The sequence below is a fragment of the Ureaplasma parvum serovar 3 str. ATCC 27815 genome (genome assembly GCF_000019345.1).
Lineage (GTDB): Bacteria > Bacillota_I > Bacilli_A > Mycoplasmatales > Mycoplasmoidaceae > Ureaplasma > Ureaplasma parvum.
The window spans coordinates 147,013-172,248 of the sequence record NC_010503.1; the positions used below are offsets into that span (position 1 = coordinate 147,013).

Sequence of the window (25,236 nt, forward strand, 5' to 3'; positions counted from 1 at the left end):
TTTATTCTCTCCCATAATAATTAATTTATTATGGATGATCGATCTTTGAAAACTGAATAATTATCAACAAATCTTTCTAATCATTGACATTAAGTTGTCAGTGAACAGAAACTATATTAAATTAAATATAGTTAACAATCATAAATAAACAACTTTAAGGATTTATAATAAGTTACTAAGAGCTTATGGTGAATGCCTTGGGACAAACAGGCGATGAAGGACGTGCTAATCTGCGATAAGCAACGGGTAGCTGATAAGAGGCTTTAATCCGTTGATCTCCGAATGAGGAAACTCAATCTAATGAGAATTAGATTACTGTATAAATGAATTCATAGTTTAACAGAGCGATACCTGGTGAAGTGAAACATCTCAGTAACCAGAGGAAAAGAAAACGAAGTGATTCCCTGTGTAGCGGCGAGCGAAAGGGGAGTAGGCCAAACCGAATTTCGATTCGGGGTTGTAGGACTACAATATGGAATAGAGAATGATAGTAGAATTGGTTGGGAAGCCAAATCATAGAGGGTGATAATCCCGTATACGAAATCATTCTTTTACCTAGTAGGATCCTGAGTAGGGCGGGACACGTGAAATCCTGTCTGAATCCACCCAGACCATTGGGTAAGCCTAAATACTAGTTTGTCACCGATAGAGCATAGTACCGTGAGGGAACGGTGAAAAGAACCCAGAGATGGGAGTGAAATAGAACCTGAAACCATAAGCTTACAAGGTGTTAGAGCACATTAATGTGTGATAGCGTGCCTTTTGAAGTATGAGCCAGCGAGTTATTATAGCATGCGAGGTTAAATCGTAGAGATGGAGCCGTAGGGAAACCGAGTCTTAATAGGGCGTTTTAGTATGTTATAATAGACGCGAAACGGGGTGATCTATCCATGGGCAGGTTGAAGGTGAAGTAACATTCACTGGAGGACCGAACCCACTTTCGTTGAAACGACAGGGGATGACCTGTGGATAGTGGTGAAATTCCAATCGAACTCCGTGATAGCTCGTTCTCGTCGAAATATTTTTAGGAATAGCGTTAGATTATTGGGAATATGGGGGTAAAGCACTGAATCTATGATGGCGCCACCTCGGTGTACTGAATAGAATCAAACTCTGAATACCATATTACCTATTCTAGCAGTCAGACAGTGGGGGATAAGCTTCATTGTCGCGAGGGAAACAGCCCAGATCATTAACTAAGGTCCCTAATATATGCTAAGTGGAAAACGATGTTGAGTTTCATAAACAGCAAGGATGTTGGCTTAGAAGCAGCCACCGTTTAAAGAGTGCGTAACAGCTCACTTGTCGAGAGACTCTGCGCGGAAGATGTAACGGGGCTAAGCATATAACCGAAGTTATGGGTTACATATTATATATGTAGCGGTAGACGAGTGTTGTATATGGGGCGAAGGTAGACTGTGAAGACTACTGGACTTTATACAAGTAAGAATGCTGGCGTGAGTAACGAATGAGAGTGAGAATCTCTCAAACCGATTGACTAAGGGTTCCTGGGCAAGGGTCGTCCTCCCAGGGTAAGTCGGATCCTAAGGCGAGGCTGAAAAGCGTAGTCGATGGAAAACAGGTTAATATTCCTGTACCTACAAATTGTGTGATGGAGTGACGGAGAAGGTTATTATGTGCCGGTTATTGGATTCCGGTTTAAATAACAAGGTTAGTAAGTTGGCAAATCCGCTTACTATTAAGACCAAGTTATGAATACGAGCGACCCCTTCGGGCAGTAGCGAAGACATATACATCATGCTTCCAAGAAAAGCTTCTAGCGTTAAACAATTAGTAGTCCGTACCGAGAACGAACACACGTGGTCAAGGAGAATATCCTAAGGTTAGCGAGTTAACTACAGTTAAGGAACTCTGCAAATTAACCCCGTACGTTAGCAATAAGGGGTGCTCGCTGTAAAAGGTGAGCCGCAGTGAATAGCGAGGGGGGACTGTTTAACAAAAACACAGCTCTATGCTAAGTCGTAAGACGATGTATATGGGGTGACACCTGCCCAATGCTGTAAGGTTAAAGAAGAATGTTAGCGCAAGCGAAGCTTTTAACTGAAGCCCCAGTGAATGGCGGCCGTAACTATAACGGTCCTAAGGTAGCGAAATTCCTTGTCGGGTAAATTCCGTCCCGCTTGAATGGTGTAACCATCTCTTGACTGTCTCAACTGTAGACTCGGTGAAATCCTGGTGAGGGTGAAGACGCCCTCTTGGCGTGATTGGACGGAAAGACCCCATGAAGCTTTACTGTAGCTTAATATTGGGAAATTTTATTACTTGTAGAGCATAGGTAGGAGACTGTGAAGTATACTCGCTAGGGTATATGGAGTCAACGTTGGAATACTACCCTTGTGATAAGATTTCTCTAACCTGCAGCCATGAATCTGGCTGGGGGACAGTGTTAGGTGGGCAGTTTGACTGGGGCGGTCGCCTCCCAAAAGGTAACGGAGGCGCGCAACGGTACCCTCAGCACGGTTGGAAATCGTGTATAGAGTGTAATGGTATAAGGGTGCTTGACTGTGAGACTTACAAGTCGAACAGGTAGGAAACTAGGTCATAGTGATCCGGTGGCTCAGAATGGAATGGCCATCGCTCAACGGATAAAAGCTACTCTGGGGATAACAGGCTGATAGTGCCCAAGAGTTCATATCGACGGCACTGTTTGGCACCTCGATGTCGACTCATCTCATCCTGGAGCTGAAGCAGGTTCCAAGGGTTCGGCTGTTCGCCGATTAAAGAGATACGTGAGTTGGGTTCAAACCGTCGTGAGACAGGTTGGTCCCTATCTGTCATGCCCGTAGGAAGATTGAGAAGAGCTGTTCCTAGTACGAGAGGACCGGAATGGACACACCTCTTGTGATCCTGTTGTCGCGCCAGCGGCACTGCAGGGTAGCAACGTGTGGAATAGAGAAACGCTGAAAGCATCTAAGTGTGAAACTAACTTCAAGATTAATCTTCCCTTTCTTAAATGAAGTAAGAATCGTTAAAGACTATAACGTTGATAGGTCGGATGTGTACGCACGGTGACGTGTTTAGCTAACCGATACTAATAATTCGAGGACTTATATAAGTTCTTAGTTAATTTTTAGAAGAATAGTTGATAATATTTAGTTTTCAGATGTCGATCATAATTGTGTAGTGATTATATCAGAGTGGAAATACCTGTTCCCATCCCGAACACAGAAGTCAAGCACTCTAGAGCCGAAAATAGCGCAAGTAAAATAGGTCATCGCTACGCTAAAACCAACCTTGAAATTTAAGAGGTTGGTTTTTTTATACTTAAATAATATATTTTTTAATATATATCAGTCTAATTTAAATAAATTAGTATATAATCAAAATGTGACAATCATTTATGATTAAGGATTTTATATTTAAATATGTTAAAGTTAATTTGATGTCAAACATTGAATGGTGGTATATCAAAAAATAATAAATTACCATGATATATAAAAGAAGAATTAGATCATTTTTATAAAACAACAAAAAACCATAAAATTATAATGGGTAAAAACACTTTTGATTCATTAGATCAAAAACCATTAAATAATCGAACAAATATCATTTTTTCTTCAATTATGCAAACACCAGAAGACGAATCGTATTTTGTGACAAATGATTTTCAACAAGTATTAAACGATGCTAAAAAAGAGGATATTTTTATTATTGGCGGCAAGGAATTATTTGATATTTTTTTAGCTTATGCAGATGTTTTAATTGTTTCTGTATTAAAAGATTATTATGATTGTGATCTATACATGAAAGTTGATTATAATAATTTTAATTTAGATAAACAAGATGTTTATGATAATTTTATTGTTAATTATTATTCAAATAAGAAGGAAAAATAAAAGATTTATGACCAAAAAACTGATTGTTTTTGATTTTGATGGTACAATTATGCACACGCATACAACTATGAGCCTATCTATTATTGGTGTTTTAGAATTTTATAATCATCATATACCAAGTTTAAAAGAAATGAACGATCTGTTAGGTAATCTTTCTATGGTAAATATTTTTAAAAAGTATGCTAAACACGATCTTTTAAATATCGAAATTGAAATGATGATTTCTAAATATTATGAAATATATGAATCTTCGCTTTTTATGATCCATAGTTATTTTTTTGATGGTATTTTAGACCTAATCAAAAAATTAAAATCACTTAATAATAATGTTAAATTAGCAATTTTATCAAATAAACGATCTTCTTTATTAGCAACAATGGTTGATTATTATAATTTACGACCTTATTTTGATTATATTTTTGGTGCTGAAGATGTCGAACAAATGAAGCCAGATCCTAGTGGTTTACTAAAAATTATGAACAACTGTAATGTTGATCATAAAAATACTTTATTGATTGGTGATAGTATAGCTGATTTAAAAGCAGCTATAAATGCTAATTGTCATTTTATTTTAGTTAATTGAGAACCACAATATCAAAAGCACATGGAAACAATTATTAATTTAAAACCTCTTATTGTTAAAACAATTGATGAACTAGAAACACAAATTAACCACTTTTTATATTAATGAACAAAAATGGCACAAAAAAGACTAGTTTATTATATAATATATAAGTGCTAGTTGCAGATGTAGTTCAATGGTAGAACGCAACCTTGCCAAGGTCGAGACGCGAGTTCGATTCTCGTCATCTGCTCCATTAATAAATAAAAAAGCAATTCTATTATGAATTGCTTTTTTTATTCTTTACTTAATTATTAAAATTATTTAGTACCGAAAATTCGATCACCAGCATCACCTAAACCAGGAGTGATATATCCATTTTCATTTAATTTATCATCTAATGCTGCGATATAAACATCAACTTCAGGATGAACTTCTTGAACATATTTAAGACCTTCTGGAGCTGCAACAATACATACAAATTTAATGGATTTTGGATTGTATTTTTTAATAATATTAACAGCTTCAACAACACTACCTCCTGTTGCTAACATTGGATCTAAAATAATAACATCTGATTCAGAAATATTTTTAGGAAATTTTTTAAAATATTCTACTGGTTTTAGTGTTTGTTCATTACGATATAAACCGATATGACCGATTGTGGCTGTTGGAATTAAACTTTTAACACCATCAACCATTCCAATTCCAGCGCGCAAAATAGGTATTAAACAAATTTTATTTTTTAATTTATAACCTTTTGCAACCTTAACAACAGGAGTTTCAATTTCTATTTCATTTAACTCTAAATCTTTTGTTGCTTCATAAACCATCAATTGTGTAAGTTCTTCTAAATTTGTACGAAAAACAGTAGAAACTGTTGAAACTTTTCGCATACGTGTTAGTTTATCTTTAATTAATGGGTGATTAATTATTTTATGCATTTTTAACTCCTTAAATCATTTAACTTGTATATATAATTTTAATATTCGTTCTTAATTATAAAATTTATTATTATAAATAACTTAATAAAATGAAAAAAACTAGCAAAATGCTAGTTTTATTACATTAATATATGTCATCACACATAAAAAGATATTGCTATTGCTGCTCCATCTCTGGCCTGACAAGGTTCGCTACTTAATATTGTAATGACATATATATTATAAATAAAATTGATTAAATTTTTTAATCTTTATTTCATAAAATTAAAAAATAATTTCGTTTACCTTTTCTAATAATACTAAATTTTTGATTAATAGCATCTTGTTTCTTGACTAAAAAATTTTCATCATTTATTTTAATATCATTAATTAAAATTGATCCTGTATTTAAAAAATCTCGTGCTATACGGTTACTTGATGAAATATTAGCTAAATTTAATAAATCAATTATTTTAATTTCATCTTTGTCTAATTTTGTTGCAGGTAAACTCTTAATTGCGATTTCTAATTCTTCTTGATTTAATGTACTAATACTACCATTAAATAGTACTTCGCTAATATGTAATGCTTGTTCATATTTTTGTTGTCCATGTATATCAACAACAACAGCTTTAGCCAATGCTTTTTGTGCAACTCGTAAAGCGGGATTATTTTTATGAGCTTGCATTATTTTTTTTATTTCTTCAACATCAATTAATGTTAAAAAATTAAGTAATTTTTCTACATCAGCATCGCTTTGATTAATTAAAAACTGATACATTTCATAAACAGTTGATTTATTTTCGTCTAAATAAATAGCACCTTTTTCACTTTTACCAAATTTTTTACCTTCTGAATTTGTTAATAAATTAATTGTCAATCCACAAGCGATATTGTCATCACCTAAATTTTTTCGAATCATTTCAATTCCAGTTGTAATGTTACCCCATTGATCACTACCACCAGCTTGAATGGCTATGTTATCATTTTTATATAATTGTAAAAAATCATAACCTTGTAGCAAATTATAACTAAATTCTGTATATGAAATACCAACAGATAAACGAGAATTAATAATTTCTTTTTCTAATAAATAATTAATGTTGATTAACTTTCCAACATCACGCAAAAAATCTAAAAAAGTCATATTTTCATAAAAAACATAATTATTAATAACTTGAGAATTAGTAAATTTTTCAAGTTGAAATTTTATTTTTGCAATATTTTTTTCTAAAATTGTTTTATCTAATAAATTACGTTCAGCGGATTTACCACTTGGATCACCAATCATTCCTGTAGCACCACCAACAAGCGCTAATGTTTTAATGTTATATAAACGAAAGCGTTTTAATAACATTATCATAATATAATTACCTAAGTGTAAACTATCAGCTGAAGGATCAAAACCTACATAAATTCCTTTATTTTTCTCTAAAGCTTTTATTAATTTTTCTTCATTAGTTATATTATTGATTAAGTTTCGTGCTTTTAAATCCTTAATTAAACTATGCATAGATCTATCTTTTCCTTAATTAATTACTTGATTTATAATTATATATTTTAATACTATATTACCTTTAAATCAAATTAAATTATTGATTTGTTTTATAATTAAATGTTAAATAGCTTTACTTAAATAAAGGATGGCTTTATGAGAAATAAAAAAGAAAATGATAATGTTATTAATCCATTATCTAATCCAGATGAGAACAAAAAAATTAATATAAAAGACTTATCAAAAGATGAGCGTAAAGAACTTAAAAAACGAATTAAAGAAGTTGAAAAATTAAACAGAAATCACAAAGGTGACATTGATATGCCATCACGTGATCCAAATAATATTATTGAACTTCGTGATGTTAAAAAAATTTTCACAAATGGCTATTTAATTAATGAAACACTCAAAGGTGTTAATTTAGATATTCGTAAAGGTGAATTTGTAATTATTTTAGGACCATCAGGTTCTGGTAAAACAACATTAATGAACATTATGTCGGGACTTGATCGTGCAACTGATGGTGATGTTCGTGTTTGTGATAAACAACTAATTAATATGAATCAAAATAAATTAACTGATTTTCGTAAAGAATATATTGGATTTGTTTTTCAACAATATGGATTATTACCAACACTATCTGTAGAGGAAAATGTAGAGATTGGTGCTGATTTACAAGTTGATAAAAAACGCCGTATTAAACCACAAGATGCATTAAAAGCAGTAGGGATGCTTGATTACGCAAAAAAATTTCCACATGAATTATCTGGTGGTCAGCAACAACGAGTCTCAATAGCCCGTGCTTTAGCTAAAAATCCTATTATTTTATTTGGCGATGAACCAACTGGTGCTGTTGATGAAACAATGTCAAAAATTATTTTAAAAGAATTTGTAAAAGTTAACCAGGAATTAAAGACAACGGTAATTATTGTTACCCACAACCCAATTTTTGCTGAACTTGGAACTTTAGTTATTAAGGTTAAAGATGGTAATATTAATGAATTAATTCGTAATGATCATCCAAAATCAGTTGACGAATTAAAATGAGATGAACAATAAGAGGACTTAGATTTAAATGAATTTAATATCAAAAATATCCCCCCAAAACCGAATCTTAAATCGCGCTCGATTGATTGCTGAAGAAGTTTTAAAAAAAGAAGAAGAATACGAACATTTTAGCGATCAAGAATTAATTAATAAATCTGATGATATTATTGAATATTTAGCAAATAATAACCCATTAGATGATAAATTAGTAGAAGCATTATGCATTATTCGTGAAGTGATTTATCGAGTTCATAATAAAAGAGCTTTTAAAGTTCAAATTATTGGTGCAATTATTGTTTATTTTGGTGATTTTGCTGAAATGATGACTGGTGAGGGTAAAACATTAACTTTAGTTTTAGTTGCTTATTTAAATGCACTTTATAAAAAAGGTGTTCATATGGTAACTGTTAACGAATATCTAGTTAAAGTTGGAGCAGAATTTGCAACACCTGTTTTAAATTTTTTAAATATGTCTGTTGGCCAAATTACAGCTAATATGAATGAGTATGAAAAACGAAATAATTATAATTGTGATATCACATATACAACTAATTCAGAATTAGGCTTTGATTATTTACGTGATAATATGGTAACTAATTATGCTAATAAAGTTCAACGGGGCTTATGATTTGCTATTGTTGATGAAGGTGATTCTGTTTTAATTGATGAAGCTCGGACTCCTTTAATCATTTCTGGTGAACCTCAAGAAGAAATTGGAAATTATGTTAAAGCTGATCGTTTTGTAAAAACATTATATCCACAAGATTTTACTTTAGATCCAGAATCACAATCAGTAGCATTAACAGAAAGTGGCGTTGAAAAAGCACAAAAGTTTTTCAATACTAAAAATTATTATAATTTTGAAAATTCAGATATTATCCACAAAGTTACTAATGCTTTAAGAGCAAATTTTACTTTTTTTAATGGACGCGAATATATTGTTAAAAAAGATGATGATGGTGAGGATATAATTGCTTTAGTAGATCAATCTACTGGTAGAATTATGGAAGGAAGAAGTTATAGCGCTGGATTACAACAAGCAATTCAAGCTAAAGAACAAATTAAAATTGAACCCGAAAATTTAACAGTTGCCACAATCACTTATCAATCATTATTTCGTTTATATAAAAAATTAGCAGCAGTTTCAGGAACAGCTATTACTGAAGCAGAAGAATTTTTAAATATTTATAATATGGTTGTTGTTACAATCCCAACAAATAAACCAATTAAAAGAATTGACCATCCTGATTATGTTTTTGATAATAAAAGAACAAAATGGAAATATGTAATTGCTGATGTTATTCGTCGTCATGAAAATGGCCAACCAATTTTAATTGGAACTGCTAGTGTTGAAGATTCAGAAATTTTACATCAATTACTAGAACGAGTCAATATTCCTCACGAAGTTTTAAATGCTAAAAATCACGCACGCGAAGCTGAAATTATTGCTTGTGCAGGAGAGTATAAAGCAGTTACAATAGCAACAAATATGGCAGGCCGTGGGACTGATATTAAATTATCTCCAGAATCATTAGAAGCTGGAGGATTATGTGTTATTGGAACCGAACGAAGTGATTCACGTAGAATTGATAATCAGTTAAGAGGACGTGCTGGACGACAAGGTGATATTGGCGAATCACGTTTTTTTATTTCAATGGAAGATACTTTATTTAGTCGTTTTGCAACCGATAATTTAGCAAAAGCTGATGATAAATTAAGTGAAGATGTTATTTCAACAAAATTCTTTACACGATTGCTAAATAATACACAAAAAAAAGTTGAGTCGTTAAACTATGACACAAGAAAAAATCTAATTGATTATGATCATGTTTTAAGTAATCAACGCGAATTAATTTACAAACAACGGGATAAAATTCTTATTTCATCAGATAATAAAGATATTTTATATCGAATGTTAGATAGTGTAATTGATGATTTAATTTATCAATCACACAATAAACCAAATGAAGACATTATTGACATAAAAAAATTAATTGATTTAGCAACTCAAAACATTTTTTATGACAATTATTTAAATCAGGACGAATATTATGGGCTTAAGTTTGAACAAATTAAAACTAAATTAAAAAAAGACTGTATTAATTTTTTTGAGCAAAAAGAACAACTAATGACACCGACAATTTTTAATCAAATCTTATCAGAAATTATGATTAGTAATATTGATGAAGAATGAACTAAACATTTAGATATTACTTCTAAAATTCGTGAGGGAGTTAATTTACGTGCTTATGAACAAAAAGCACCATTAAATATTTATGTTGAAGACTCAGATAAATTATTTGAAAAATTAAAACATAATGTTGCTTGAAAAACAGTATGTTCAATAGGAAAAATAAATTATGTTCATCAAGATTATAGTGATTTAAATAGTGAATTTATTGTAAATGATAATGAAATTAATGAAAATAATAATTCAATTGATTTTGAAAATTTCAACGAATCAATACCAACTGATCAAACAATTCAAGAATCATTTGATGATAATCAATCAGATAATGAAGATGATAAAAATAATAATTAACAATGGATGATTTTAAAAAATTTGAATTAATAAGCGATTATAAACCAGCTGGTGACCAACAAAAGGCAATTGATGAAATGGTTAATAATATTAATCAAGGTATTCAACGACAAGTATTATTAGGGGCAACAGGAACAGGAAAAACATTTAGTGTGGCTAATGTAATTGCAAAAACCCAATTAAAGACTTTAGTTCTTGCTCATAATAAAACATTAGCTGCACAATTATTTGCTGAACTTAAAGAAATGTTTCCTCATAATAAAGTTGAATATTTTGTTTCATATTTTGATTATTATCAACCAGAAGCTTATAAACCTATAACTGATACTTATATTGAAAAAGATTCAGTAACAAATGCAGAAATTGAGATGATGCGTTTATCAACTATTAATTCATTGGCTACAAGAAATGATGTCATTGTTGTTGCTTCTGTTGCATGTATTTATGCATCTGTTTCTCCTATAGAATTTACTAAAAAGAATTTATATTTACATGTTGGTGAATTAATCGAATTTGAACAAATTAAATATAAATTAGTTCAATTAGGTTATGAACGAAAAGATTATGATTTAGTGCCAGGAACATTTAGGATTCGTGGTGATTTAATTGAAATTATGTCTGGATATAGTGATAAATTTAAAATAAGAATATCAATGTTTGGAAATGAAGTTGAATCAATTGATCTTTGCGATCCAATTACTAATAATATTATTTCTAAAGAACAAAGGTTTATTTTACGAAGTGCAAGTGAATATATTTTTGATGATTCGCGTTTAGCAATAGCGATTGAAAATATTAAAAATGAACTAGATGAACGAGTTAAATTTTTTCTAAAAAACAATCAATTAATTGAGGCGCAACGGATTGAGCAACGAACTAAACAAGATCTTGAAAGTATTGTAGAGTTTGGTTTTTGTAGTGGAGTTGAAAATTATTATCGTCATCTTGAACATCGTGAACCTTTTCAAACACCATGGACAATTTTTGATTTTTTTTCATATAACAATCAAGATTGATTATTAATTGTAGATGAATCACATATTTCATTACCACAAGTGAAAGGGATGCATAATACAGACCGTAGTCGTAAACAAACATTAGTTGAATACGGATTTCGTTTACCTAGCGCTTTAGATAATCGGCCTTTAAATTATGATGAATTTAATAAAAAACTTTCCAAAACGATTTATGTTTCTGCCACACCAAACGATGAAGAAATTGCGTTATCAGATAATCATATAGTTAGTCAAATTGTTCGTCCTACAGGATTATTAGATCCAATTATTGAAATTAGAAAAACAGAACACCAAATTGATGATTTAATTAATGAATTGATGCTTTTAAAAAACAAGAATCAACGAGCATTTATTACTGTTATGACAATTAGAATGGCTGAGGATTTAACAAATTATTTAAATAATACAAAAATTAAAGCTGCTTATTTACATAATGAATTAAAAACACTAGAGCGTAGTGTTATTATCAATAAATTAAGAAAAGGAATTTATGATTGTGTTGTTGGAATTAATCTTTTAAGAGAAGGATTAGATGTTCCAGAAGTTGCAGGTGTTTTTATTTTTGATGCTGATAAACCTGGTTTTTTTAGAAGTGATAAATCTTTAATTCAAATTATTGGACGTGCAGCACGTAATGCTGATGGTAAAGTAATTATGTATGCTGATGTAATAACACAAGCCATGCAAACCGCAATCAATGAAACAAAACGACGACGTGAAATTCAATTAGCTTTTAATTTAAAACATAATATTATCCCTAAAACAATTATTAAACCAATTCACGAAGATTTAAGTGGCCATGATTATAAACAAAATGCGGAATTATATGCTGCAAAAGCTTCAAAAAACGAGTACAATCAAAAAATCAAAGAATTAAAGAAAAAAATGGAAGAAGCTGCAAAAAAACGTGAATATGAAGTTGCTGCTCAATATCGCGATATGATTGTTGAATTAGAAGCCATTAAGCAAAGTGTAAAAAGCAAATAATAAATATATAATTATGTTTATTTTAATATTAGTTTTTTAATTAAAATTTATACTAATAAAGATTTAAAAAGGTTACTTTACGTATGGATAAAATAAAAGCTAAAATTGACGAATTAAAACAAAAACTAGACCAATGAAACTATGAATATTATGTTTTAGATGATCCAAGTGTGCCAGACCATGTTTATGATCAAACAATGCGGGAGTTAATCGAACTTGAAAATAATTATCCTCAATTTAAAACTAACAATTCACCAAGTGTAAAGGTTGGCGGCTTTGTTTCAGAAAAATTTAATAAAGTAAAACATAAAAGACCAATGTTATCACTTTCAAATGCTTTTAATGATGATGATTTAAAAAAATTTGATCAAGATAATCAAAATGCTAGTGTCGATTTAAAAGGGTACGTAGTTGAACCTAAAATTGATGGTTTAAGCATTTCTATTATTTATAAAAATGCCAAATTACACCAGGCAATTACAAGAGGAGATGGGATTAATGGCGAAGATGTTACTTCCAATATTTTAACGATTAAAGACATTCCTCACTATATTGATCAAAAATATAAAGACTACGAAATTGAAGTTCGTGGTGAAGTCTATATGGCTTTTCATGATTTTTATGAAATGAATGATAATTTAGAAGAAAGTGATAAAAAATTTGCTAATCCAAGAAATGCTGCTGCTGGAACATTAAGAAGTCTAGATAATTCAATTGTTGCAGAACGTAAATTAAGTGCTTTTATGTATTATTTGGTTAATGCACAAGAACTAGGAATTAAAACGCATTATGAAAGTATTCAATTTTTAAGAGATAATAAATTTAAAGTTAGTGATTTAATTGTTAAAGTCGATACAATTAATGAAGTTATTAATCAAATTGATTGTTATACTAAAGTGCGTGATAAACTTTCATATATGATTGATGGTATTGTTATTAAAATTAATAATTTAGAAGTTTATGATGAGATTGGTTATACTTCTAAATTTCCTAAATGAGCAATTGCTTATAAATTTCCAGCTAATGTTGTTAGCTCACAATTACTAGAAATTATTAACGATGTTGGGCGTACAGGAAAAATCTCATATGTTGCTAAAATTAAACCAATTTTATTAGATGGTAGTATGGTTGAATACGCTACTTTACATAACTTTGATTTTATTAAAGAAAAAGACATTCGAATTAATGATGAAATTAAAATTTATAAAGCAGGGGATGTAATTCCTTATGTTGATGGTGTTGATTTATCAAAACGTTTAGCAAATAGTGTACCTTATGAACCAATTATAAATTGCCCTTCATGCCAATCAGTTTTAGTACGTGAAAATGATGAAGTTGACCAACGCTGCTTAAATATTTATGGATGTAAAAAAATCAATATTGAAAAAATCGTTTATTTTGTTTCACGTAATTGCATGAATATTGAGGGAATGAGTGATGCCATTATTAATAAATTTTATGATGCTAATTTAATTAAAAACATTGCAGATTTATACTATTTGCAAAAACACAAAGAATTTATTTTAACTAGTGATTTTAAAATTAAAGAAAAAAGTTTTAGTAATTTAATTAATAGTATTAATAATTCAAAAAAATGTTCTTTAGAATTTTTATTAACAGCTTTTGGAATTCGTCATGTTGGACCAAATTTAGCTAAAAAAATAGCTAAACAATTTAAAACAATGACTGCTTTAATGCACGCTAATTTTGATGAATTAACTAATGTTGATGCATGTGGGGAAAAAGCAGCCTTATCATTAATTAATTGGTTTAATGATGAGCATAATGTTTCTTTAGTTAATCAATTACAACAAGTTGGTGTAAATATGGAATATATTGATGATTTTATTTATGATGATAACATCAATATAATTGATGAATATAAAAATAAAACTTTTGTTATTACTGGTTCATTTAGTATTAGCCGTGATGAAATTAAAACTATTTTAGAGAAATATTATCATGCAAAAGTTAAAAACAGTGTTTCTAAAAAAACAGATTATGTTTTAGTTGGCACTGAAGCGGGTACGAAATTAGAAAAAGCTAAATTATTAGGTGTGAAAATTATTGAAAATGAATTTTGAAAAAAGGATAATAATTTTTAAATTACTTGAATATTAATAATTTTAAGTTGTTTTTGCTGCTAAATTAAAATTATTGTAATGTTTTCTATGATATAGAAAATAATAATTTTGTAATAAATATGCTCTTAAAATAAAATTTAAAATGTATATATTTTATAATTAAGAAAGATAAAACTATTAAAATAATTGTAATGCATTATATTAAAGTTAAATTAACGCTTTAATTAAAGATAGTAAAGGTATTGGTGTAAAAATTATTGAAGATAAATATAACAAAAGAAAAAACAATTTTTAAAAAAAATTATAAAAAAAAACATAGTATATATTATTCAACATCTAAAATTATTAAAGACTACACACTAAGTGCAGTAATGTTAGGTTTAGGAATTTTGGTTGCATATTTAAGTCACTTTATTCGTTTTAATTTCTTAGCTTTTGATTTTTCTTTGTTTACACTTGTTTATTTAATTTATAAAGTTAAATATCGCTTTGTATATTTAGTTACAATTTTATTAAGTTTAGCTAATTTATTGCACGGAAGTCCTTCATGGATCGGAACAATGGTTTTAAGTTTAAATAACTTATTTTTTGTTACTATGGTTATTCTTTTTAAAAAGTTATTTATTCCAAAAAGACCAAAATTTTATCTTAATTTATGAGTTTTAGTATTAAGTTCATTCTTAACAACTGTTTTTAATGTGATTATGAACGGTATTCTTTACACTCCACTTTATTGATACACTTTTAAAATTACCCCAACACTGAATTTTTTAGAAGTACAAAAAATTTATGAAAAGCACCCGACTTTATTTTTGTTAAATATTAAATCATATTGATTAGGAATTATTGCTTTATATACAAGTTTTAATTTAATTAAAAACATCATTATTAGTTTTATATCATTAACTATATTAAAAATTTTTGCAGATAAAAAAACGATTATTACATATTAACAAGGAATAATTTATGAAATTATATGATTCTTATTCTAATCAATTAGTAGAAATTAATGATGAATTAATTTCAATTTATAATTGTGGACCAACCGTTTATAATCATATCCATATTGGCAATGCTCGGCCTTTAATTACTATGGACGTGTTATATCGTTTTTTAAAAAAACATAATATCAAAACTAAATATGTTTTAAATATTACTGATATTGATGACAAAATCATTAATTATGCTCTAGCTAATAACCTAAAAGAATTAGAGGTTAGTGAATATTATTTTAATGAATATTTAAAAATTAAAAAAGCTTTAAATACACTAGAAATGATTAATCCTAAAGTATCAACACATATGGATAAAATTATTGATTATATCCAAAAATTGATTGATAAACAAGCAGGTTATTTTATTGGTGATGATGTTTATTTTGATACAAAAAAAGCTTTAAATTACGGACAATTATCGAAACGTGATTTAGAAAATGATATTGTTGGTATGCGTATTGAAAGCGCAGCTAATAAACACAATCCTAATGATTTTATTTTATGAAAGAAAACAAATAAAGGTATTATGTGAAATACACCTTGAGGAATCGGTCGCCCAGGTTGGCATTCTGAATGCTCATGTTTGATCAACACTTATATTGGTGAACAAGTTAGTATTCATGGTGGTGGAATTGATTTAAAATTTCCCCACCATGAAAATGAAAATGCTCAAAATCAAGTTTTATATAATAAAAATTTAGCAAAAGTATGAATGCATTTTGGATTAGTTAATATTAATAATGAGAAAATGTCAAAATCTTTAAATAATTTTATTTTAGTAAAAGATTTATTAGCTGAATACGATTATCAAGTTGTGCGTTGGTTTTTTTATCAAGCAGATTATAAGCAACCAATTAAATTTTCGCATGAAATCATGAAGCAGAACGAAAAAGAAATTCTTAAAATTAAAAATGCTATTTATAACGCAAAAAACTATTTATACTTCAATAATCAACTAAAATCATTAACACAAATTGATCATTTTGAGCTTTTTGATGAACGCATTAATGATGATTTAGATTTTGTAGGTATTGTTGATCTAATTCATATTAGTGTTAAAAAAATAAATATTTTAATTAAAGAAAATAAGGATATGAATGAATTAAAACTGAATTTAACTCAATTATTATATATGTTAGATATATTGGGTATTAATTTTGTTGATTTGCATAATGATGAGAATTTAGCATTATTAAATACTTGAAAAAATTACGTTGATAAAAAAGATTATGTTAAAGCTGATGAATTAAGAAAACAATTAATTAATATAGGAATTTTATAAAATGAATTATAATTTTGGCAAAAAAGCATTATTAGATGCAATTGGTAACAAACAATCAATTTCAAAAGTGTATTTATTATCAAAAAATTATGAGTTAATTAATTTAATTAATAAAAATAAAATTACTTATGAAATTGTTAATGAAGCATGATTTAAACAATTTGATCATTCTTTAAACCATCAAAATATTGCATTTAAACTAGTCAAAAAAAACTTTCAAAAAACGAGTTTAGAATCTTTTTTAAAATTAATAAAAGATAAAAAAAATGCTTTAGTTTTAATACTTGATGAAATTGAAGATCCTCGCAATTTTGGAGCAATTATTAGAACTGCTAATGGTTTTGGTGTGGATGCTATTATTTATAAAAAGCATCACCAAGCAAGCATTAATGATTTAGTAATTAAAACAAGTATGGGTGCAATTAATTATATTTATATGATCGAAGTCAATAATTTATCAAATACAATAAAAAACCTTCAAGATGAAGGTTTTTGAGTTTATGCGACAAGTTTATTAAAATCACAACCATATGAAAAAGTTGATTATGCTAATAAAACTGTTTTTATTGTAGGCAATGAAAATAAAGGTGTGAGTCCATTAATTTTAAAAAATGCAGATCAAAGCATACGAATTGATATGTTTGGTGATGTACAATCTTTAAATGTTGGTGTAGCAACAGGAATTATCTTAGCGCATTATCGCACTAAAATAAAACCCTAGTTATTTTTTTATGATGGTTTATTTTTGTCTGTACATTTTCCAGTTGCAAAACACTCTGCAATACCAAATCAGACTTTATTAACTTCGTTGTGTTTTGACTTTCAGATTTTTTGATATTCAGTTTCGTTTTTATCATTTTTTAATGTAAAAAAATCAACGAACATTTTAAATTTTTGATTAATTTCCATGGGAAAAGTTAATAAAGCTTTTTCTGTTTGCTCTATAAATTCATTTCTTTTTTGTTCTTCAACAATTCGATTAAAGGCTTTTGTTAGTGTATCATCTCTACCATATACAATTCACTTAAAATATTTTTTAATTTGATCTTCAAATTTAGTAAAAAAGGCTTTAGTTTCATTAGTTAAAGATAATAACACTAAATTAAGTGAATTTAGGTATTGGTCTAGGTTTGAATTGATAGTAACGTTTTTTAATTTATTAAAACTACTTTGAATAGATTTTGTTAATTCTAAATATTCTTGCGGATTAAACTTTTCTCTTTCTTGATATTTTTGATCCTTAATAAAGTCCTGGTTATTAATAAATTTTAGAAACTTATTAATGTATGAATCTTCAATATTAAATAGTTGATCTATTATATTTTTAAATTTATGATCTAATTCTTTAATGAAAAGGTCTAAATTTTTTAATTTTAATTCAAGTTCTTCATTTTTGAAATCTAAAAGATTTTGATTTTGATTGATAATAGTTTGAATTTCTGTTGTAATTGGAGTGAAATTAATAATTTGATTAAAAAATGATTCTTTATTTCCTTTTAATAAATTATGATTAACTATTTGATTTAAATTTTCTAATTTAATGTTAATTTCTTTATTAAGATAAGCGTTTTGTTGCTTTTCTTTTTCTTTTTCTTTAGAAATTTTCTCTTGAATTTCATCTAATAATTTTTTTAAATCATTATAATTTTTAGTAATGACATCTAAATTATTTTGTTCATTAATTTTTAAAACTTTATTAATTTGATCATTTAAAACAGAAGCCTCCTTTTTAAATAATTCATTAGTTTTAATTTCATTATATATTTGTTTTGCATGTTGAGATAATTTTTTTAATTCAGTTAAATGTTGCTCTTTTTCTTTATTAGTACAAGCTACAATAACACTTGAAGTAGTAACTAAAAAAGATGTAATAACTAGTGATTTAATAAGAAGTTTATATTTATTTTTTTTCATAAGATTCCTTTCTATTTATAAATATCTTCATATTTTTCTGGATATAAATAGGCTAATTGTTTGATTTGTTGAATTAAAGATGTACGATTAGCGAAATTGTTTTTATCTCCAAAAAATCCAGAAATTAGAGAATCAAAAACAATCATACCTCCGGCTGTAAATTTTGCATTTTCATGGGCGCCAAAAGAAATCATTCCAACTAAATCACCATTTTCATCATAAACTACTGATCCTGATGAACCAGAACCAACATCAAAATATTGATTACTAATTTTAGTTGTCCCTACTGTTGATAAGTAATTATTAGTAGTAATAATATTTTCTTGGATTTTATCATATTTATTAATTTCATATTCACGATAGCGTGGAAGTTTGCCAGCATTAAATTCATTAATTGTCTCTGTTCTAGGGAAAGTTGACAAGTATCATTTTACATTTTGATTATCATCGAAATACTTAGTTTGATTACTTAATTTCAAAGGTTTTAGATCCTTAAAATTAATTATATGTCTAATAACACTCTGTTGTTCTTTTGTTAAATCATTAAAAGCAGGTGAATTTTCTAATTGACCATATTTTTGAAAAAAAGGTTTTAAATTAATGGTAATTAATGAAAAATCTAAACTTGCATTAGGATTAAAAAAACCTAAAGCGTTAACATGAGGGGATAATTTATTTTTTACTTGATGATCAAAATTAATGATCGATTCGATACTAATTTTTTCAGGAAAATTTAAAAATTGAAATTGATTTTGATTAGCTTCAAGTTTGCCATTTTTTTCAAGTGCATTGTAATAAGGATTTTTTTTATCATTTAATGTTTCATTTTCATGAATAATTTGGGGAACTAGTGGATCAAAATCTCCATTAGAACTATTACTTGATTCAAAGAGATCTTTATTACCTGTTTTGTTAATTGATTTAAAAGCTTGCGTACTATTTAAAACATGAGCACAACTAATTAGATAATAGCGATAATCATCATCATCATTAGGTTTAACCTTCCCTAGAACATTTCATGTACCATCTTGAATTAAACTTAATGAAATTACACGATCACGAGCATTTTTAATTGGTAAAAAATTCTGTTCATTGTTTTTATAAATTCTTGTTGTATATTGATTATTAGATTTATCATCTTCCATTATATCTATAGTAGTATTATTTAAATAATAAATATTAAAATTAGCCTTTGTTAAAAAATAAGATGAATCTATTGAAGAATTATGTTCTCAAATATTATCAAAAACACTAATGTTATTTTTAGAAATAATTTTAATTTTTAATTCATCATTTATATAAGATATTTGAAAACGAAAATCTTGCTTAATTTTTTTGTAGAGTTCATATTCGTACTCTTGATTTCCAATACCATAATTTAAAACAAATTCAGCATCTTCAATAACTTTTTTATTTTTTAAAGTTTTATAAGGGACTGCTAATGAAATTTGAGACCTTAACATAAGGTTTTTTCACAGGTTAGTTTCTTTGATGAGATTTGGATCTAAACCAAAAGTAATATTAAAAACTAAATTTTTTTCATTTACAAGATTTAAATTTTTAATCTTATTTATTTTTTTTGTTAATTGAAAATAATTATCTTTATCTTTTTTAAAGATCAAATCTGGATTATCTTTTAATGTAGTTTTATGTAAATTTTTGATTTCATTATTATTTACAAGTATAAAATCAGCTTTTTTAGTTATGAAATCATAAAAACCTTCGTTTGTTTTATTTTGATAAAATAAGTAGGTATTTTCATATTGAACTAATGAAATAAAATTTCGCAATGAATAATCTAAATATAAATTATTTTGATTAGATGCTCAAAGTTTATATAAGTCATTTAAAGTTAAATTTTTATTCTTTAAAGTTTGATATTTTGTTGAAAAAAACTGATTATTATTGTAATACAAATCAATAATTTTACGATCATTATATATTATATTTTTTACAAAAAAAGTACTTGTATTTAATTCTTTTACTTTAACAAAAGCAAAAGGCGTTAAACTATTATTATCACGAACACTAATTCTGTTTAATTTGTATAAATATCCATTATATAAATGAGGGATTTTGAATTTTCATAGCGATTTAAAAGGAACACGAACATACTGAATTGGTGGAGTATATTTTGCAATTAAACTTTGATTTTTTTTAGCTTCGCTATAATTTTCGTCTAGAGTAAACTCAAATAAAAAAATCTTGTTCTTATATAATTTTAAAGTTTGTTCATTAAAATCAAAAAATGCTGATCCATATACTTCATTTTCTTGCAAATAGAAATTAAGTTTTTTGAGTGTTAACTCTTCTTCAATTTGATTATATAAAAATAAATTTTTTAAATCACGTCCTAGTGATTCTACAACATCATCATACTGAATATGAGTAATGATAAATTTTGTTAATGATTTAGGAAAATCTTTTAGTGAAAAGCGTAATTGATTATTATTAATTTTTTCATATGAAATAATTTTGCTAAAAGGATTGGTTCAATCAAAATTTTTAATCAAAAGACGTTTATTTGTCGCATTTAATATTTTTTGTATTGTTTGTGAATCAGAATCATGACTAAAACTAACTGTTGCAATTTGGTTTTGCTTATCTATTTCAATTTTTTCAAATTTAAAGTTAGTGTGATGATCTGTTAGTTGGTTTTGTTTTGTTAAGAGCGTTGCTTGATTAAAGGGTAGTTGTTTAAAATTATCTTCATTTTGAATAAAATTAAAATAATTATTAAATTCTTGGTTATTTTTCTGCATTGTTATTAAAGAAAGATCACTAGTTTTTTTTATGTTTTGCGGTGAAGATAATAATTGTTTTAATGCAAAAGGACGATAATCATTATTTATTAATTCATCATTAATATATTTTGTTTCAATAACACTTTGCTTCTTATTGATTTCTAAGTTTTGTGTATATTCTTTAGTTTGGTTATGCAAACTGAGTTGGTATTGAACAAAAAAATTATTTGACTTTTGTTCAATAATAACTTTTTTAATTATTATTTTAGCTTGCCCCAAGTCACCCACAACTTTAATTTTATTAATTTTAATTATTTGCTCATCTTCATTTTCAAAAATATCATATTTAAATTTAATGTTTTTTGCTATTATGTCTAAATTTTTAGTATCTTGATTCGTAATTGTAGAAGACGAAAATGTTTTTTTGTTATAAGAACAATTAGATAATGATATAGTTATTGAACCAAGAATTATTGTTGATACAACACCTATTGATAAGTTTTTTAATATTTTTTTTTGCATATAATGTCAATAATTTTATTTTTTTTAAAGGATTTTAATTATATATTAAAAAGAATAAAATTTTTTAAAAAGAATTGATAAATAAAGATAAAACGGCGTTTTGTTAAAATCAACACCGTTTTATCTTTAAATCTTTTTGTTAATTACTTTCTTTTCTTTAATCTTTGTTATTACTATTATTATAATTGGTGTTATGAATATTAAAAAGCAAATAATTGTTAAAACAATTACACCAATTAATGCTGATTCATAATGATTTGAGTATTCAAATGAATTATCAATTTTATTATATTGGTGTAATTTATCTAAAAAATTAAGATATTTCAAATAATCACCTTGATGATAATAATCAATTTCGATTCCAAAAATAATTGCAAAAGCCAAAAGAATGCAAAAAACTATTCCTAAAAAAGCTGACCCAATAATCTTCATAATTTTCCTTAATTTATTTTTAATTATTTTAACATAGATTAAACTAGATAAATTTAAAACATAATTAATTTATTTTAAGGGCTATTTATTTTTTAAAAAAAATAAAAAAAACAAGAAGAAAATTCCTCTTGTCTTTATTATTTTATCGATCTTTATAAGCGATTAAAATTGATTCGTTTAATTTAATTTTAGATTTTAATTGAAGTTTTTTCTTATCATCTTCTTCATTATTTAAATCATGTTTTAATTGATTTAACGAAGAATTAATTTCATCAATTTGAATTTCATCTAAAAATTTAAAATAGTCACTAAAAACACGAACTTGATGTTGTTCAATATAAACTATACCATCTAATAATAATAGTGGTTTACGTGGAGTATTTGGTAATTCACGAATATAAGCAACATGGTTTTCAATTGTTGACATCAAAGGGTTATGGTCAGGTAAAACGGTAATTCGTCCTTCTGATGTTTTTAATTCAACACTATACACATCTTTTTCTAAAATTTGTGCATAAGGTGTAACAATTTTTAATTTAGTTAAATTAGCCATTATTTATTTTTTGCTGCTTTTTCAAAAACGTCATCAATTTTACCAACATATAAGAAATGTTGTTCATGAATATCATCACATTCACCATCAAGAATTTTTCTAAATCCTTCAATAGTATCTTCAAGTTTAACTGATAATCCAGGTTGACCAGAGAATTTTTCAGCAACGTGGCTTGGCTGTGATAAGTAGTTACGTACTTTACGTGCGCGCATTACTAATTGACGATCTTCTTCGCTTAATTCATCCATTCCAAGAATTGCAATAATATCTTGTAATTCCATAAATCTTTGTAAAATTTCAATTACACGACGCGCAACACTGTAGTGTTTTACACCAACAACTAATGGATCTAATAAACGACTTGTTGATTGTAGTGGTGAAATTGCTGGATATAATCCCAATGAGGCAATAGCTCTATCTAAAACAACTTTAGCATCTAAGTGTGAAAAAGTTGTTGCTGGTGCGGGGTCAGTTAAGTCATCAGCTGGAACATAAACAGCTTGAACCGATGTAATTGATCCTTTTTTAGTTGATGTAATTCGTTCTTGTAATTGACCCATTTCAAAAGCAAGTGTTGGTTGATAACCAACTGCTGATGGCATTCGTCCAAGTAAAGCAGAAACTTCTGAACCAGCTTGTGTGAATCTAAAAATGTTATCGATAAATAATAAAACATCTTGACCAAAAGCATCACGGAATTCTTCAGCCATTGTTAAACCGCTTAATGCGACGCGCATACGTGCTCCTGGTGGTTCATTCATTTGTCCAAAGACAAGAGCTGTTTTATCTAAAACATCTGACTCAGCCATTTCATAGTATAAATCATTTCCTTCACGTGTTCTTTCTCCAACTCCAGCAAAAACTGATAAACCACCATGATTTTTAGCGATGTTATGAATTAATTCTTGCATTAAAACTGTTTTACCAACTCCAGCACCACCAAATAAACCGATCTTACCACCCTTTGCAAAAGGTACAAGTAAGTCGACAACTTTAATTCCCGTTTCTAGGATTTCAATTGATTCTGCTTGTTCGGCGAATGAAGGTGCAGGACGATGAATTGGCATACGTTTACCTGTTGGTGCAGGTTGTTCATCAATTGGATCACCAGTTACATTGAACATACGTCCAAGTACTTGTTTACCAACAGGCATTGTGATTGGTTTTTGAGTATTAATTACCTCTTGTCCACGTACTAGTCCATCAGTTGTATCCATTGCAATACATCTTGCAATATTATCACCAACTAATTGAGAAACCTCAAGTACTAATTTAGAACCATGATTGTTTAATTCTAAAGCAGTGTTAATTTCAGGCAATCATTCAGAGGGAAAACGCACGTCAACAACAGGGCCCAAAATTTGGTTAATTTTACCTTTTTTAACTTCTGTCATATTTTGCTCCTTATTGTTTATAGTTTCTAATCATCACTACCAGCAACAATTTCAGTAATTTCACGAGTAATTTTACCTTGGCGTAATGTATTGTAAATTAATTTATAATTTTCAGCCAATGCTTTGGCATTTTTTGTAGCTGCATCCATTGCATTGCGTCGTGATGCATTTTCAGAGATTTTTGATTCAATTAATGAACCATATAGAACTGTTGCAATATAAGTAGGTAGAATTTTTTTAACAAGCTCAAACTTGTTAGGTTTAAAAATAATATTATCTTTTGCTAATTCAATAGTTTCAGCAAGATGATCTTTAATTAAAGCTGTCTTATCGAATGGAAGAACATCTATAACACTTACTTCAAAAGTAATTGCGTTAATAAATTTAGTATATATAATACAAATTTTATTAACTTCACCTTGTGAATATAATTCAAGAGCCTCGCGCGCAATTTGTAAACTCATGTCAAATGTTAAATCATTATCATTTAAATTCAAATAAGTATTAACTTGATCAACACGACCTGATAAACGCATAAAGTCATGTCCTTTTTTTCCAATTGTAAATGTTATATCAGTTTCATTTACAATTTTAGAAATTAATTTATTAACATTATAGTTATAAGAACCCGCTAAACCCATTGTTGAATTAATAGTGATATATAAAGTTCGATCTTTCGCATTTGGAATTTTTAAAAATTCAACATCATCAACAACAGACAATAATAACCCAATAACATCATAGTAATCATGACAATATTCTTTAATTGCAGCTAAACGATCACGCTGACGTTTTAATTTTGCAGTTGCCACTAGTTTCATTGCATTCGTAATCTTAGCAGTTGTTTGAACTGAGTTAATTTTTCGTTTCATTGCATCTAAAGACAT

At 27.8% G+C, this 25,236-nt stretch carries 17 protein-coding genes, 1 tRNA gene, 2 rRNA genes and 1 other RNA gene; 12 read left to right on the plus strand and 9 right to left on the minus strand.

The genetic code is table 4. The annotated features are described in order from the left end of the window. Positions 1–165: 165 nt before the first annotated feature. From UPA3_RS00600 to UPA3_RS00620, 5 genes are all read left to right on the plus strand, one after another. A 23S ribosomal RNA gene (locus UPA3_RS00600) occupies positions 166–3,076 on the plus strand. Between the two features lie 64 nt (positions 3,077–3,140). Then, a 5S ribosomal RNA gene (gene rrf, locus UPA3_RS00605) occupies positions 3,141–3,244 on the plus strand. A 142-nt stretch (positions 3,245–3,386) separates the two neighbouring features. Further along, positions 3,387–3,857, plus strand: a complete 471-nt coding sequence (locus tag UPA3_RS00610; protein ID WP_006689146.1) for a dihydrofolate reductase — start codon at positions 3,387–3,389, stop codon at positions 3,855–3,857. 7 nt (positions 3,858–3,864) lie between these two features. After that, a complete protein-coding gene (locus UPA3_RS00615) occupies positions 3,865–4,545 on the plus strand; it encodes an HAD family hydrolase (protein ID WP_006688940.1) in 681 nt (226 codons plus the stop codon). Between the two features lie 56 nt (positions 4,546–4,601). After that, a tRNA-Gly gene (locus UPA3_RS00620) sits at positions 4,602–4,675 on the plus strand. Between the two features lie 64 nt (positions 4,676–4,739). Here UPA3_RS00620 and upp read toward each other — a convergent pair. The 3 genes from upp to tyrS all read right to left on the minus strand — a co-directional run bounded on the left by upp (position 4,740) and on the right by tyrS (position 6,855). Continuing rightward, on the minus strand, positions 4,740–5,363 hold the full coding sequence (gene upp, locus UPA3_RS00625) for a uracil phosphoribosyltransferase (protein WP_006688866.1): 624 nt from the start codon (positions 5,361–5,363) through the stop codon (positions 4,740–4,742). A 121-nt stretch (positions 5,364–5,484) separates the two neighbouring features. Further along, an RNA gene (ffs, locus tag UPA3_RS03225) (signal recognition particle sRNA small type) lies at positions 5,485–5,582 on the minus strand. 25 nt (positions 5,583–5,607) lie between these two features. Next, positions 5,608–6,855, minus strand: coding sequence for a tyrosine--tRNA ligase (gene tyrS / locus UPA3_RS00630; RefSeq protein ID WP_006688855.1), 1,248 nt, complete (start codon positions 6,853–6,855; stop codon positions 5,608–5,610). A 138-nt stretch (positions 6,856–6,993) separates the two neighbouring features. Here tyrS and UPA3_RS00635 point away from each other — a divergent pair, with 138 nt between their 5' ends. The 7 genes from UPA3_RS00635 to rlmB all read left to right on the plus strand — a co-directional run bounded on the left by UPA3_RS00635 (position 6,994) and on the right by rlmB (position 17,511). Continuing rightward, on the plus strand, positions 6,994–7,896 hold the full coding sequence (locus tag UPA3_RS00635) for an ABC transporter ATP-binding protein (protein ID WP_006688936.1): 903 nt from the start codon (positions 6,994–6,996) through the stop codon (positions 7,894–7,896). A 16-nt stretch (positions 7,897–7,912) separates the two neighbouring features. Continuing rightward, on the plus strand, positions 7,913–10,426 hold the full coding sequence (gene secA / locus UPA3_RS00640) for a preprotein translocase subunit SecA (RefSeq protein ID WP_006689106.1): 2,514 nt from the start codon (positions 7,913–7,915) through the stop codon (positions 10,424–10,426). A 2-nt stretch (positions 10,427–10,428) separates the two neighbouring features. After that, the gene (gene uvrB / locus UPA3_RS00645; RefSeq protein WP_006688958.1) at positions 10,429–12,429 is read left to right on the plus strand and encodes an excinuclease ABC subunit UvrB; all 2,001 of its coding nucleotides are present in this window, start codon (positions 10,429–10,431) and stop codon (positions 12,427–12,429) included. Between the two features lie 83 nt (positions 12,430–12,512). Further along, a complete protein-coding gene (gene ligA, locus UPA3_RS00650; RefSeq protein ID WP_006689158.1) occupies positions 12,513–14,534 on the plus strand; it encodes an NAD-dependent DNA ligase LigA in 2,022 nt (673 codons plus the stop codon). Positions 14,535–14,770: 236 nt separating this feature from the next. Then, entirely contained in the window at positions 14,771–15,466 is a 696-nt protein-coding gene (locus UPA3_RS00655) for an MPN527 family putative ECF transporter permease subunit (RefSeq protein WP_006688873.1), read from the plus strand. 13 nt (positions 15,467–15,479) lie between these two features. Then, positions 15,480–16,790, plus strand: coding sequence for a cysteine--tRNA ligase (gene cysS, locus UPA3_RS00660; protein ID WP_006689137.1), 1,311 nt, complete (start codon positions 15,480–15,482; stop codon positions 16,788–16,790). Between the two features lies 1 nt (position 16,791). Continuing rightward, complete coding sequence (gene rlmB / locus UPA3_RS00665; protein WP_006689126.1) at positions 16,792–17,511, plus strand: 23S rRNA (guanosine(2251)-2'-O)-methyltransferase RlmB; 720 nt, start codon at positions 16,792–16,794, stop codon at positions 17,509–17,511. Between the two features lie 8 nt (positions 17,512–17,519). On the opposite strand, the gene UPA3_RS00670 is transcribed toward rlmB, so the two are convergent. The 6 genes from UPA3_RS00670 to atpG form a co-directional block, all read right to left on the minus strand. Beyond that, entirely contained in the window at positions 17,520–18,704 is a 1,185-nt protein-coding gene (locus UPA3_RS00670; protein ID WP_010891681.1) for a hypothetical protein, read from the minus strand. 11 nt (positions 18,705–18,715) lie between these two features. Further along, a complete protein-coding gene (locus UPA3_RS00675; protein ID WP_010891682.1) occupies positions 18,716–21,970 on the minus strand; it encodes a hypothetical protein in 3,255 nt (1,084 codons plus the stop codon). A gap of 126 nt (positions 21,971–22,096) precedes the next feature. Continuing rightward, complete coding sequence (locus UPA3_RS00680; protein WP_006688845.1) at positions 22,097–22,402, minus strand: hypothetical protein; 306 nt, start codon at positions 22,400–22,402, stop codon at positions 22,097–22,099. A 142-nt stretch (positions 22,403–22,544) separates the two neighbouring features. Further along, positions 22,545–22,955, minus strand: a complete 411-nt coding sequence (atpC, locus tag UPA3_RS00685; RefSeq protein WP_006688897.1) for an ATP synthase F1 subunit epsilon — start codon at positions 22,953–22,955, stop codon at positions 22,545–22,547. Beyond that, positions 22,955–24,349, minus strand: a complete 1,395-nt coding sequence (gene atpD / locus UPA3_RS00690) for a F0F1 ATP synthase subunit beta (RefSeq protein WP_006688878.1) — start codon at positions 24,347–24,349, stop codon at positions 22,955–22,957. Before atpD ends, atpC begins: the two co-directional genes overlap by 1 nt. Positions 24,350–24,375: 26 nt before the next feature. Continuing rightward, a complete protein-coding gene (atpG, locus tag UPA3_RS00695; RefSeq protein WP_006688922.1) occupies positions 24,376–25,236 on the minus strand; it encodes an ATP synthase F1 subunit gamma in 861 nt (286 codons plus the stop codon).